At 62.9% G+C, this 12,538-nt stretch carries 10 protein-coding genes and 1 riboswitch; of the genes, 7 read left to right on the forward strand and 3 right to left on the reverse strand.

Annotation, left to right across the window (positions count from 1 at the left end; genetic code table 11):
- Positions 1–214: 214 nt before the first annotated feature.
- Positions 215–1,570, reverse strand: coding sequence for a RagB/SusD family nutrient uptake outer membrane protein (locus LGH70_RS18040; RefSeq protein WP_226188496.1), 1,356 nt, complete (start codon positions 1,568–1,570; stop codon positions 215–217).
- Positions 1,571–1,585: 15 nt separating this feature from the next.
- Positions 1,586–4,612, reverse strand: coding sequence for a SusC/RagA family TonB-linked outer membrane protein (locus LGH70_RS18045; RefSeq protein ID WP_226188498.1), 3,027 nt, complete (start codon positions 4,610–4,612; stop codon positions 1,586–1,588).
- A gap of 575 nt (positions 4,613–5,187) precedes the next feature.
- Positions 5,188–5,279, reverse strand: a riboswitch (SAM riboswitch).
- 347 nt (positions 5,280–5,626) lie between these two features.
- Between LGH70_RS18045 and LGH70_RS18050 the strand changes: the two genes are divergently transcribed.
- The 6 genes from LGH70_RS18050 to LGH70_RS18075 all read left to right on the forward strand — a co-directional run bounded on the left by LGH70_RS18050 (position 5,627) and on the right by LGH70_RS18075 (position 10,853).
- Positions 5,627–6,943 carry an APC family permease gene (locus LGH70_RS18050; RefSeq protein WP_226188500.1) on the forward strand — a complete coding sequence of 439 codons (1,317 nt, stop codon included), beginning with the start codon at positions 5,627–5,629 and terminating at the stop codon, positions 6,941–6,943.
- Between the two features lie 67 nt (positions 6,944–7,010).
- Positions 7,011–8,177 carry an LLM class flavin-dependent oxidoreductase gene (locus tag LGH70_RS18055; protein ID WP_226188503.1) on the forward strand — a complete coding sequence of 389 codons (1,167 nt, stop codon included), beginning with the start codon at positions 7,011–7,013 and terminating at the stop codon, positions 8,175–8,177.
- A 50-nt stretch (positions 8,178–8,227) separates the two neighbouring features.
- On the forward strand, positions 8,228–8,662 hold the full coding sequence (locus tag LGH70_RS18060; protein WP_226188505.1) for a hypothetical protein: 435 nt from the start codon (positions 8,228–8,230) through the stop codon (positions 8,660–8,662).
- Positions 8,659–9,345: an SCO family protein gene (locus LGH70_RS18065; protein ID WP_226188508.1), complete on the forward strand. Its 687-nt coding sequence runs from the start codon at positions 8,659–8,661 to the stop codon at positions 9,343–9,345. The genes LGH70_RS18060 and LGH70_RS18065 overlap by 4 nt, the downstream gene beginning before the upstream one ends.
- The gene (locus LGH70_RS18070) at positions 9,342–9,776 is read left to right on the forward strand and encodes a c-type cytochrome (protein WP_226188510.1); all 435 of its coding nucleotides are present in this window, start codon (positions 9,342–9,344) and stop codon (positions 9,774–9,776) included. Before LGH70_RS18065 ends, LGH70_RS18070 begins: the two co-directional genes overlap by 4 nt.
- Before the next feature lie 117 nt (positions 9,777–9,893).
- Entirely contained in the window at positions 9,894–10,853 is a 960-nt protein-coding gene (locus tag LGH70_RS18075) for an enhanced serine sensitivity protein SseB C-terminal domain-containing protein (RefSeq protein WP_262905401.1), read from the forward strand.
- Positions 10,854–10,923: 70 nt separating this feature from the next.
- Here LGH70_RS18075 and LGH70_RS18080 read toward each other — a convergent pair whose 3' ends face one another.
- Positions 10,924–11,445 carry a DUF2062 domain-containing protein gene (locus tag LGH70_RS18080; RefSeq protein ID WP_226188512.1) on the reverse strand — a complete coding sequence of 174 codons (522 nt, stop codon included), beginning with the start codon at positions 11,443–11,445 and terminating at the stop codon, positions 10,924–10,926.
- Positions 11,446–11,546: 101 nt separating this feature from the next.
- Here LGH70_RS18080 and LGH70_RS18085 point away from each other — a divergent pair, with 101 nt between their 5' ends.
- Positions 11,547–12,512 (forward strand): YihY/virulence factor BrkB family protein, encoded by a 966-nt coding sequence (locus LGH70_RS18085; protein ID WP_226188515.1) that lies wholly within the window; start codon positions 11,547–11,549, stop codon positions 12,510–12,512.
- Positions 12,513–12,538 lie beyond the last annotated feature (26 nt).

Here is a 12,538-nt window from a genome sequence, read left to right on the forward strand (position 1 = left end):
GAGCAGCGCGAGGCATCTCGCGTGCCGTGGTATTGTCCTGCTTGATCTGACGTCCGCTTGTCGAAGCATCTCTACCACTTCGTTGATTCGGCATTGAATAGCGTTGCAGTAGAAATGCTTCGGCTCCGCTGAGCAGGACAGTTGGCTTGGCAACATCAGCACGCGAGATGCCTCGCATTGCTCGACATGACGTTCTGTTTGTCCTAAATGGAGCCTAATACCCCGGGTTCTGTTCCAGGCTCCGGTCGGCCACCAAGTCATTAAAAGGAATCGGGAACAGCCAGCGGCGCTGGTCCGTGACGCCGAGGACGGTGGCGGCGCGGCCGGTGCGCACCAGGTCAAACCACCGGTCGGCTTCGAAGGCAAATTCCACGCGCCGCTCGTTTTCGATGGCCAGCAGCAAGGCTTCGGCGGTGACAGCTTTGCTGGGCTCTATCCCGGCGCGGACCCGCACGGCGTTCAGGTCGGCCAGGGCATCGGTCAGCTTGCTTTGCCTGGCGCGGGCTTCGGCCCGGATGAGGTACTGCTCGGCCAGACGCAGTACGTAGCTCGGGTCGTCGCGCTGGGCCGAGCGGCTGTAGAGGTTGCCGTAGGTTACGCTGCTGCCGTTAATGGTCGTGGAGGCCAGCAATGCCGAGCGGCTGCCGCCCGTGGCGGGGTCATTGAGCAGGGTAATGGCGGCCGGCACGGGCTGGAAGTTGAACTGCCCGCCCAGGGCACTGGGAAACCAGTTGTTCCACATGCTGTTGGCGTCGGAGTTACTGAAGCTCAGCTCAAACACTGATTCCTGACTGAGGAACGGAGCCGTGGAAATGGCGCGGTAGGGCGTCACGAGGCGGTAGTTGCTGCTGCCGATAACCTGGGTAGCGTAGGCTTCGGCCTCGCTCCACTGCTGGCGGTAGAGGTGCAGGCGGGCCCGCAGAGCCCGGGCCGCGGCTTTCACGGCGCGGTTGCGGGTAGCGGTTTCGGGCAGTAAGCTTTCGGCCTGAGTCAGGTCGGAGAGCACCTGGTCGTAGGTCTGGGCCAGGGAGCTGCGGCGCTGGCCACTGCCGTTTTCCTTGGTGCGCGTCGGGGTGAGCACCAGCGGCACGCCGCCCCAGCCCCGGCCCAGGTCGAAGTAGACCAGGGCCCGCAGGAAGTGAGCCTCACCGAGCAGCTGGTTTTTCTCAGCCGCCGGCAGCAGCGGGTCGTTAATGGCGGGCAGGGCAGCCAGCACGTTGTTGGCCCCATTCACGGCCTGGTACATCTGGGTCCAGGCCTCGGTAATCAGCACGTTGTCGGCGCTAAGCTGGTTTTGGTCAATCTGCAGAAACTGGTTGAGCGTGCCGTTGAAGCGCACATTGTCGCCGGGCAGAAAGCCCAGCACGGGCCAGTTGAGCTGGTAGTAGGCCTGCACCCGGTCATACACGCCGATGGTAGCCGAGCGGGCACTGCCGGCGTCGGTTATGGCTTTGTCGTCGGCGAGCTGCTGCACCGGCGTGGGCTCCAAAAGGTCATTGCAGGCCGTGATGCTGAGCGTAGTAGCGCCGAGCAGGGCCGCGAAAAACAGGTGGTGTATCGTGGATTTCATCGTGGGTTGTCCGTTTTAGAGTCCGACTGTAACGCCCACCTGGAAGGTGCGGGGCTGGGGCACGGTGGCCCAGTCGAAGTTTTTGGTGTTGCTCACCCCGCTCTGGGAATTGACCTCGGGGTCGAGGCCGGAATAAGGCGTGAGGGTGAACAGGTTAGCGGCCTGCACATACACGCGCACCGAGTTCAGGCGGGCCTTGGCCAGGGTTTCCTTCGGGATGGTGTAGCCCAGCGTGAGGGTGCGCAAACGCAGGAAGGAGCCGTCTTCGAGGTATCGGTCACTGAGGTTTTGCACCACCCCGCCGTAGTTGTTGCTGGCCGCGTTGGTCGTCAGGCGCGGAATGTCGGTCTGGTCGCCGGGCTTTTGCCACCGGTCGAGCTGCTCGCGCAGGTAGCCAATATTGCTCTGGGTACCACCGTGCACGAGGAAGAAGCGGTTCATGTTCATGATTTTGGCGCCCTGCTCGAAGTTGAGTGAAAAGCCAAAATCCACTCCTTTATAAGTCACCGAGTTGGTCAGCCCGCCGAAGTAGTTGGGCCAGGCATTGCCCACCAGCTGCCGGTCGGCTACCGAGAGCAGCCCGTCCCCATTCACGTCCTCGTACCGGGCGTCGCCGCTTTCGGGGTCCACGCCAGTCTGGTGGTAAAGCCAGAACGAATAAAGCGGCGCGCCTTCTTCGAGGCGGAAAATGTCGCGGGAGCCGGTGGTAATGGGCGCGGCCAGCTTCTCGATGCGGTTTACGTTGCGGGACACATTTACCGTGGTGCTCCATTGCAAGGCGCCTTTCGCCAGCCAGTTCACCGTCGCCTGGGCCTCGAAGCCCTTGTTGCTGACGGCTCCGTAGTTTTCGACCACCGAGGCAAAGCCGGTTTTGCGCGGCACCGGTACGTTCAGCAGCAGGCCCGAGGTGTACTTGTCGTAGTAGTTCAGCTCCAGCAGCACCCGGTTGTTGAGCACGGCGGCATCCAGGCCCACGTTCCATTGCCGGGTGCTTTCCCAGCTCAGGTTGGGATTAGCCAGCTGCAACGGGGCCGTGCCGGGCAAGTCGAGGTAGTTGGCCCCACCCTGCACGAGGCCCAGGGCGGCAAAGTCGCTGATGCCGGCCTGATTGCCAGTTTTGCCTACGCTGGCCCGCAGCTTGAGCTCCTGGAAAATATTCAGGCTCTGAATGAAGGCTTCCTCGCCCAACCGCCAGCCTAACCCCACGGCCGGGAAATAGCCCCAGCGGTTGTCACGCCCGAAGCGGGAAGAAGCGTCGGCCCGTACGCTCACGTCGGCGGTGTAGCGGCTCTTGTAGGAGTAGGTGGCCTTGCCAAAAAACGACACCAGTCCGGCCTGGGAGCGGGACGAAGAGCCCGTTTGGGTAGCCGCCGAGGCAATGGTGGTCAGGTCGTTGCCGGGAAACTGCTGCCCGGCCAGGCTGGTGCGCTGAAAGGTATTGCGCTGCAGGGTATTGCCCACCAGGGCCTGCAGAGAGTGGTTTTCGCCCAGCTCGACGTTATAGTTCAGCGTCTGCTCGTTGAGCAAGGTAATGTCGCGCGACAGGAAGGAGGAGGCCGTGCCCCGGGGCTGGCCGGCCAGAATCAGGGTGTTGTTGAAGTTGTTTTCGTACATGTCGTTGAAGTCGATGCTCCAACTGCTGCGCAACGTCAGATTCTTCAGGAAGCGGTACTCGCCGTAGACGTTGGAAATAATGCGGGTGCCCACCGCGTCGTTGTTCAGGTTGTCAATCAGGGCCTGGTGGTTGTCGAAGGAGCCGTACTTGGCGTAGGAGCCGTCGGGGTTATACACCGGCAGATTGGTGCGCGGAAACAGGGCCGAGTTGATGACGCCCACCGGGTTGTTGTCGTTGCTGCTCACGTTGCGGTGGGTGCGGGCCAGGGCCGTACTGGTGCCGATGCGCAGCTTGTCAGTCACCGAGTTATCCAGGTTCACCCGCAGCGAAAACCGGTCGAAGGCGCTGGGCCGCGCAATGGATTCCTGCTGGAAATACCCCGCCCCGATGTAGAACTGGGTTTTGTCCGAGCCCCCGGCCGCTGATAATTCGTAGCTCTGAGTCTGGGCTGTGCGAAACACGTCGGAGAGCCGGTCGAAGGTGGGCTGCTCCTCGGGCAAGCCCCGCCCGCCCGCGGCCACCGGGCGGTAGGGCAATTGTGCCGGGTTGCCGCCGTCGTTCAGGAACCGCTCATTTTCCAGCGCCGCCAGCTCGGGGCCGGTTACCAAATCGTACTGCTTGGCGGCTTTCGACCAGCCGTGGTAGGTGTTGAAGGTAATGCGGGTTTTGTCGCCGGCTTTGCCGCGCTTGGTCTGAATCAGCACCACGCCGTTGGCCCCACGGGAGCCGTAAATGGCCGTGGCGTTGGCGTCCTTCAGAATTTCGATGCTCTCAATATCCTGCGGATTAATATCGGCCAGCGGGTTCGACGACACCTGGTTGCCCAGGCCCGTGGCAATCAGGTTGGTGTTGTTGATAAACACGCCGTCGACCACGTAGAGCGGGTCGTTGCTGGCATTCACCGAGTTGCTGCCCCGGATACGGATAAAGATGCCGCCGCCCGGCACGCCCGAATTGGCCGATACCTGCACGCCCGGCGCCTTGCCCTGCAACAGTTGGTCGGGGCTGGCGGCGGGAATGTCCTTCAGCGCGTCGCCCCGCACCGAGCTAATGGCGCTGGTCAGCGTCTTGCGGTTCTGCTCGCTGTAGCCCGTCACCACTACCTCGGACAGCTGCTTGACGTCGGCTTTCAAAGCAACGCGCACCGTGCCACCGGCGGCACTCACGGTCTGGGTTTCGTAGCCCACCGCGCTGATGACCAACGTACTGCTGCCCGCTGGCAAGCTCAGGGTGAACTGCCCACTGGGGTCGGTGGAGGCCCCGACGGTGGTGCCTTTCACCACGACCGTGACGCCGGGTAAGGGGCTGCGGTCGGTGGCGTCGGTAATGGTACCGGTAACGGTTTGCGCGTCGGCCGATTGGGCAAAGCCAGGGCTGGCCAGGCACACGAGGGCGGCTGGCACCGCCAGAAAAGTAAAGGATTTCATAGGAATGAATGGCGGTTTGATGGAGCATACTGCTCCCGGCCAATCCGTCCCGTTTTCGACAACCCGGATTCGTTTTCATCAGGCTTACAGCACTTTGCGCAGCTAAACCCAACGACTATAAAGGCCGAAGTCTGCCCAGCGCAACGCTGCCTGCGAAGCCGAACGAGTAGAAAAATGTCGAAAAACTGGTTGCTTCTCTCCCTGCGCCCGACTCGTGCACAGTCGGACTGTTTCAGCCAACTAAAGCCGCTGAAATAGAATTATGAGAAGGCAGAATGGAGTGGCCAGAAATATGAATCTGGGTGGCCCGGGCTCTAAACCGTCCGGAACGGCTGTAGCCGGGCCCGCAGGGCGCAAATGCAGCCCAAGCGAGGGTGCAGCCAGCCAACGTGCTAGGTCAGCCGACTACGCGAGCAAACAAGAAGGAAAACGAGGAAGTACCTGATCCTTAGCAGCTCAAGCCCGGCGCGGGCATACAGACCGCGCAACACCGCATGCCACAACAGCCCGTTGACAGGGCAGCGCGGGGGGTCACGAAGGCGAGGGAGCTGGTAAAGGCTTTCACGGCGTTGTTGTTTTTATATGGTCAGGACTTGGCACCGTTCCGGATGGTCCGGGGGTTGCCGGCGTTTCATAGAGCCTGTCTCTCCACGCCTCTGTATAAAAACAATCCTTTGATGAACTCAAGAATTGATACTCCAAAGGTAAAGACGCGAAATTCAGAAACGCAAATATTATTTTTCACCCGGGTAGATTACTGAAACTTCCCTCCTGCTTGGTGCGGACCGAAAACCTTGCGTTCCTCGCTTCCCTGCCTATATTTGCCGCCTCTGGCTGCGGTTAGACCACCCGTAAAATTGGCAGCTAACTTCGGTTTCTTTGCCCTCTTTTTGCCCGCATGCACCCCGTCAAGCTGACTGAAACCCGCCGCTGTTGTTGTTGCCCCGCAACTGCCTGAATACCGCGTAGTGGTAGCCCGTGGGCCGCCCGTTTCCTTCCGCTTTTCGCTTCTGCATGACTTCTGCTCCCGTCGCCGCGCCGCGGCTTGATCTGGTGCGCGGTATCCGCCGCTGGGACTTCGTGGCCCTTATCGTCAACATCACCATCGGGGCCGGCATTCTGGGTTTGCCGGCCAAGATTTATGCCCTGGTCGGGGACTACAGCCTGGTGGCCTACGTAGCTGCCGCCGCTATTGTCGCCCTGATTATTCTCTGCTTTGCCGAAGTCAGCAGCCGCTTCAACGGGGCCGGCGGGCCCTACCTCTACGCTCGGGAAGCCTTCGGGCCCCTGGTCGGCTTTGAGGTCGGCTGGCTGTTGTGGGTGTCGCGCCTGGCGAGCTTCGCGGCGCTCTGCAACCTGTTCGTGGACTACGCGGCCTACTTCTGGCCGGGCGTGGGCGCGGGGTTGGGCCGCGGCTTGCTGATGGCGGCGTTGATTACGGCCCTGACGCTGCTCAACCTGGTGGGCGTGCGGCGGGCGGCGGTGGCCAACAACGTGTTTACCGTCAGCAAGGTATTGCTGCTGATTCTGTTCACGGTGGTCGGCTTGTTTTTCGTGGACTGGCAGGCGTTTTCCTTTGCCGTGGCGCCCACTTATTCGGGCTTTTCCAGCGCCGTGCTGCTGCTGATTTTCACCTTTTCGGGCTTCGACGTGGCTGCTATTCCGGCCGGGGAAATCCAGCAGCCCCAGCGCAACGTGCCCTTTGCCCTGTTCACGGCCATTGCCACCGTGGCCGTGCTGTTTCTGCTGGTACAAGTGGTCTGCATCGGCACCCTGCCCAACCTGGCCTCAGCCGAGCGGCCCCTGGCCAGCGCCACCCAGCAGTTTCTGGGCCCGCTTGGGGCGGCCTTCGTGGCCGCGGCGGCCATGCTTACGGCCCTGGGCACGCTCAATGCCCTAATGCTCACCGGTCCGCGCCTACTGTTTGCCCTGGCCGAGCAGGGACAGATTCCGGCGTTTTTTGGGGCCACGCACCCGCGGTTTCGCACACCTTACGTAGCCATTCTGGTGTCGGCGGGGCTGAAGCTCGTACTGGCCATTTCCGGCACCTTCATCTACGCCCTGACCCTGAGCACCATTATCCGCCTGGCCTACTTTGCCCTGACCTGCGCCGCTCTGCCGGTGCTGCGGCGGCGCCACCCCGCGTGGCCCGCCCCGTTTCGCGTGCTGGGCGGCCCGGTGGTAGCCGTGCTGTGCGTGGCCTTGTGCCTGTGGCTGCTCTCGAACAGTGCGGCCAATGAGGCCCGCGACGTGACTAGCGTGGCCGTAGTCGGGCTGGTGCTGTACTTTCTTTCCAACCGGCGCCGTGCCAGCTCCCCTGGTCGGTTGTAGCTTGGTTCCCTTTTCGGTTAACTCTTCCTCCGTTCTTATCCGGTGTTGCCGGTCCTGATTTCTGCCGATGCTTTCCACTCCCATTTCCCCCGTTGCCATCCGCACCCCGCAGCGGGTGGCCGAAATATCCTGGTTTGACGACCTCTGCGGCGGCGACACCCAGTATCTAAGCGTGCTCGACGGGGCTTACCGCAGTTCCTGGGCCCACTGCCGCGACATTGTGCTCCGGTCCGAGGAGCTGGGCTACTCCAACATCCTGCTGCCCACGTCCTACACCGTGGGCCAGGATGTGATGACCTTTGCCGCCGGCATTGCGCCCCAGACCTCGCGCATCAACCTGCTCACCGCCATCCGGACCGGGGAAATCCATCCGCCCATGCTGGCCCGGGCCCTGGCCTCGCTCGACCACATGCTGGAGGGCCGGCTGACCATCAATATCATCAACTCCGACCTGCCCGGCCTGCGTGAGGTGCCCGAGCTGCGCTACCAGCGCTGCGCCGAAACCATCGAAATCCTGCGCCAGGCCTGGACCCAGGAGCGCATCGTGCACAAGGGCGAATTGTACCAGTTCGATATGCCCGCCGACCCGGCCAAGCCCTACCAACAGAACGGCGGGCCGCTACTCTATTTCGGCGGCACTTCGGAAGGCGCCCGGGCCGTGTGCGCCCAGTACTGCGACATGTTTTTGATGTGGCCCGAAACCGAGGAAATGCTTTACGACACGATGCAGGACCTCAGCGCCCGCGCCGCCGCCCACGGCCGGCAGATTGACTTCGGCCTGCGCATCCACGTCATCGTGCGCGAAACCGAGGACGAAGCCCGGGCCTACGCCCAAAAGCTCATGTCCAAGTTTGACCCCGTGAAAGGGGCCGAAATCAAGGGCCGGGCCCAGGATTCGTGGTCGTTGGGCGTGCACCGCCAAAACCAGCTGCGCGAGCACGCCGACATGGAAGGCTTCGTAGAGCCCCTGCTCTGGACCGACATCGGCAAGGCCCGCTCCGGGGCCGGCGGGGCGTTAGTCGGCAACCCCGACCAGATTGTGGAGAAGCTCAACCGCTACATGGACATGGGGTTCCGGGCCTTTATCTTCTCGGGCTACCCCCTGCTGGGCGAGGCCGACTACTTTGCCCGCTACGTGCTGCCGCGCCTGCCCAACGTGTCGATGCCCCACTTCCAGGGGCGGGTGCCGAGTGAAACACCCGTGACGCCGCTGACGACGGCCCCGCTGCGCTGAGGCCCCCACTCCACCATGCTAGTGCGGGCCGCGTGGCTTACCTTTGCCGCGTGTTTACTTTCCGTCCTTCTCTGCTGCTGGCCGCCGCGTCGGTAGCCCTGCTGGCCGCCTGCAGCCCCGGCCCCGATGAGCAGCAGCAAGTTGCCGCCGCCGAACAGGCCGTGCTGGCCAGCCACGACACGCTCATGGCCCGGATGGGCGAGCTGTACGACCTGCGCCAGAAGCTGCAAAAAGCCGCCCTGCCCGATACGGCCCTGGCCGGCCGGCAGCGCCGCAACCTGCTCACGGCCGACGCAGCCATGATGGGCTGGATGCACCAGTACCGCAAGCCGGCCGACTCGGTAGCCACCCCGACCCAGCTGGCCTACTTTGCCGCCCAGCAGCTGAAAATAGATTCGGTGGGCCGGCTGATGCGCCAGAACCTTGACTCGGCCAAGCTGGTTTTACAGCAGGCTGCTCCCTCTTCTAACACTCCCGCTCAATGATTTCTTCCTCGTTTCGCCATGCCCTGTCCGTTGCCTTGCTGACGGTGGCCGGCGCCCTGGCCTTTTCATCCTGCTCCGACAAACCCGATACGGCCCAGACCCTGCCCTTTATCGGGGAGCGGGACGTGCGGCCCCGCGCCGACGGCGGCCCGGCCGATACCATCTTCGCCGCCATTCCCAGCTTCACGCTAACCAACCAGGACGGGCAGACCATTACCAACCAGACCTTTGCCGGCAAGGTCTACGTGGCCGATTTCTTCTTCGCCACCTGCCCCAGCATCTGCCCCAAGATGCAAAGCGAGCTGCTGCGCGTGTATGAGCAGTTCAAGGGCAACCCGCAGGTGTCGTTTCTGTCGCACACCATCGACCCGGCCCACGACTCAATTCCGGTGCTGCGCGACTACGCCCAGCGCCTGGGCATTCAGGACGCCAGCCGCTGGCACTTCGCTACCGCCCCCCACGACACGATTTTCAGCCTGGCCAGCCGCTACATGACGGCCGCCCAGAAGGACAGCGGCGTGCCCGGCGGCTACGCCCACAGCGGTACCTTTGCCCTGATTGACTCCGACCGTCACATCCGCGGCGTGTACGACGGAATGGTGAAGGAGGAAGTGGACCGCCTGATCAAGGAACTGCCGATTCTGTTGCAGGAGGAGGCCGCCAAACAGAAAAAAGCCCAATGAAGCCGCTGAAGCAGCCCGTATGGTATCTGCGCGGCCTGGCGTTGCTGGGCGTGGCAGTCAGCGTGGGAAGCTGCTTTTCCAACCGGCAGAACGAGGGCGCCACGCTCTACGCCAGCCACTGCTCGAACTGTCACGGCGCCCAGGGCGAAGGCCTCAAGCGCCTGATTCCGCCCCTGGCCGGCGCCGATTACCTGACCAAGAACCGCAACGGGCTGGCCTGCCTGGTGCGCAAAGGCCTGCAAGGGCCCCTCATTGTGAACGGGGTGGACTACAACCAGGTGATGCCCGCGGCCGACTCGCACCTGACCGACTCGCAGATTACCAACATCCTGAACTTTGTGCAAACTTCCTGGGGCAACCAGGGCGAGATATTCACCATCCGGGAAGTGACCGAGCAGCTGCGGGCCTGCGGGGCCAGCGACGGGCAGTAGCCGGCGCAGGAACCCGTTGGGAACCAAATTGCTACCACAAAAGTCATAGCAAGGAGCATTTTTGGCGGCATTCTTCCGCAAACCTCACTAGCTTGCATATCCAATCTACTTCGTCCTATGGGTCTCTTCGACTTTCTGAAATCCAACAAACCGGCGGCACCGCAGACGCCGGCTCCCTCACCGGCACCGGCCACTCCCGGAGCCGCCGCTGACGCGCCGGCTCCCGCCGGGCCGCGCTACAAAGGCGCCAGCTATACTTCGCCTACTCCCGCCGCGCCCACGCCGATTCCGGCCATGCCCGCGCCCCAGCTCCCGATTCCGGAGCTGCCCAGCATGCCCCACTTCGAGCCCAACAACGTGCTGGAGCAGCTGCTGTTCAACGCCGCGACCATGCCCGAGTTCCGCCCCGGCTTCTACCAGGCTCTGCTCAACGAGGAAGTCTTTGTAGTAACCATTCCGAAGGAAGGCCAGCCCATGGGCGAAATAGCGCCGGTGGAAGGCATGGAAATCCAGCTGCAGGTGCTGAACGACGGTAAAATCCCGGTTTTTACCTCCAAGGAACGAATCTTTGAAGCTGAAGGCACCGAAGACACGCTCCCCTTCATGCGCCTGCGCGGCCTCGACTTCTTCCAGATGGTGCAAGGCGCCGACTGCGCCCTGAACCCCTTCTCGACCGTTGGTAAAATGCTGCCCGCCAACGAAATTGCCGAACTGCTGAACAGCGACCTGGCCCAGGCCCCGGCCGGCAACGTGCAGGTGATGCTGGGCGCGCCTACCGAGGAACACAGCAAAATCGTGGCGGCCCTGCGGGAATTTGCCCTCAGCAAGCCCCAGGTAGAAACGGCCCACGTAGCCGTGGTGCACTTCCAGGACAACGCCACCCCCTCGCGCCTGCTGCTGGCCTTCTACACCGACGACAACGACCCGGCTTTCCTCGAAGAAATGGGCCCCGTGATGCAGGGCAACATCCAGGAAAACGACCTGGTCGACGTGATGGTGCTGGACAAGACCTCGGCCGAGCCGCTGAACCAGTACTTCCTGCAGGCCGAACCCGTCTACAAGCGGGCCGAGGCGTAGGCAGACTTTTCTTCCTTAAAAAAAGCCCCGGCCGCTATGGCCGGGGCTTTTTTTGTGGGTGCACACCGGGCTAGGCGGGCGTAGCGGCCTGCCGGGCCAGCAGGCGCCGGAACACCGGCTTCAGCCCGAAATACAGCAGCAACCCCAGGGGTATCGATAGGGCGCCCCAAAGCAGCACGGCCCCGGCCCCGGCCCGCCACAGCAGGCTCAGGGCACTGGACCAATCGTGGGAAAACAGGGTGCGCAGCTGGCCCATCGTCAGCTCGGGGCCCTGGCCGTTGCCGAGCAGACGAGCTCCCCAGCGCAGCAGCGGAATAAGCACCAGCAGCTGTAAGGGGCTCATCAGGTGGCTGATAATGAGCAGGGCCGCCACGTTCAGGCGCAGGCGCACGGCGGCAAATGTGGCCAGCACGGTGGTAATACCCAGAATGGGCACCAGCCCCAGGGGCACGCCCAGGGCGACGGTGAGGGCCAGCTGGGGCGGCGTGAGGCCCTGGCGCAGAATGTTGCGCAGGGGTTCCAGCACGCGGCGCCACCAGCTGGGGCGTTGGGGCGGCGCGGAAGGCAGCGCAGGCGGGGCAGAAAACGACACGGACAAGGCGGAGTAGAAAGAGTCTGGGCAGTACGACGCCGGCACCTTACCTTCGCTCTTCGCACCAAACGGCTTTGCGCTGAACTTCGTACGCGAAACCGATGACAAATGTACGCCAGCCGGGGCAGCCCCGGCGAAAAGTCTGGACAGATTTCTTCCTGCTGCTGCGCCGCGCCGCCAAGGAGTTTGCCCTGAACGACCCGCTCCGGCTGGGGGCCGCCACGGCTTTCTTCACCACGTTTGCCCTGCCGCCCATCCTGATTATCCTGATTCAGCTGCTGGGCTCGGTGTATTCAACCTCCGGCATCAAACAACTCCTGCTCCGCAAGCTGTCGGCCATTCTGGGCACGTCGGCGGCCGAGCTGGTGGAGCAAATTCTGCTGAACGTGAGCAACATTGAGCGCAGCCGCCTGCTGACCTGGCTGGGCTTCGGATTTCTGCTCTTTATTGCCACCACCCTGTTTGTGGTCATCCAGAACTCGCTCAACCAGCTCTGGCAGGTGCGCTCCAACCGCGCCACGGGCCGCTTCAGCAAGATGCTCAAGGAACGCAGCCGCTCCCTGGGCCTGCTCCTGACCACGGCCCTGTTATCATTGGCGGCGTTTCTGAGCGACGCGCTGCTGGCCGTCTTTGCCGACTACATCCGCGACTTCGACCCCAACTTCGGCTACTACCTGATTCAGGGCCTCAGCCAGGCCGTCTCGCTGCTGATTCTGGCCGTCTGGTTTGGCGTCACGTTTCGTAACCTGAGCTATGCCCACGTACCCTGGAAAGCCGTGCTGCGCGGCGCCATCCTGACGGCCGTGCTCATCGACCTGGGGGAGTTTGCCCTGGGCCACCTGCTGGTACCGCGCAACCTGGGCCCGATTTACGGGCAGGCGTCCAGCATTGTGCTGGTGCTGCTGTTCGTGTTCTACTCGGCCATGATCTTCTACTTCGGCGCCTGCTTCACCAAGGTGTATGCGCACTACGTGGGCATGGATATCCGGCCCAAGAAAAACGCCGTGCGCTACCGCCTGGTCGATTTGCCCGAGGAGAAAAAGCGCGGGGCCTCCGGCAGCTGGTAACCGCCGGGGGGCCGTTGCGGCCGGGA

The organism is Hymenobacter nitidus (assembly GCF_020447315.1).
GTDB classification, from domain to species: domain Bacteria; phylum Bacteroidota; class Bacteroidia; order Cytophagales; family Hymenobacteraceae; genus Hymenobacter; species Hymenobacter nitidus.

What these genes read in the sequence shown, in the direction of transcription:
- LGH70_RS18040 (WP_226188496.1), bottom strand. Translation starts at nt 1,570, where the DNA reads ATGAAATCCACGATACACCACCTGTTTTTCGCGGCCCTGCTCGGCGCT.
- LGH70_RS18045 (WP_226188498.1), bottom strand. Translation starts at nt 4,612, where the DNA reads ATGAAATCCTTTACTTTTCTGGCGGTGCCAGCCGCCCTCGTGTGCCTG.
- LGH70_RS18050 (WP_226188500.1), top strand. Translation starts at nt 5,627, where the DNA reads ATGACTTCTGCTCCCGTCGCCGCGCCGCGGCTTGATCTGGTGCGCGGT.
- LGH70_RS18055 (WP_226188503.1), top strand. Translation starts at nt 7,011, where the DNA reads ATGCTTTCCACTCCCATTTCCCCCGTTGCCATCCGCACCCCGCAGCGG.
- LGH70_RS18065 (WP_226188508.1), top strand. Translation starts at nt 8,659, where the DNA reads ATGATTTCTTCCTCGTTTCGCCATGCCCTGTCCGTTGCCTTGCTGACG.
- LGH70_RS18070 (WP_226188510.1), top strand. Translation starts at nt 9,342, where the DNA reads ATGAAGCCGCTGAAGCAGCCCGTATGGTATCTGCGCGGCCTGGCGTTG.
- LGH70_RS18075 (WP_262905401.1), top strand. Translation starts at nt 9,894, where the DNA reads ATGGGTCTCTTCGACTTTCTGAAATCCAACAAACCGGCGGCACCGCAG.
- LGH70_RS18085 (WP_226188515.1), top strand. Translation starts at nt 11,547, where the DNA reads ATGACAAATGTACGCCAGCCGGGGCAGCCCCGGCGAAAAGTCTGGACA.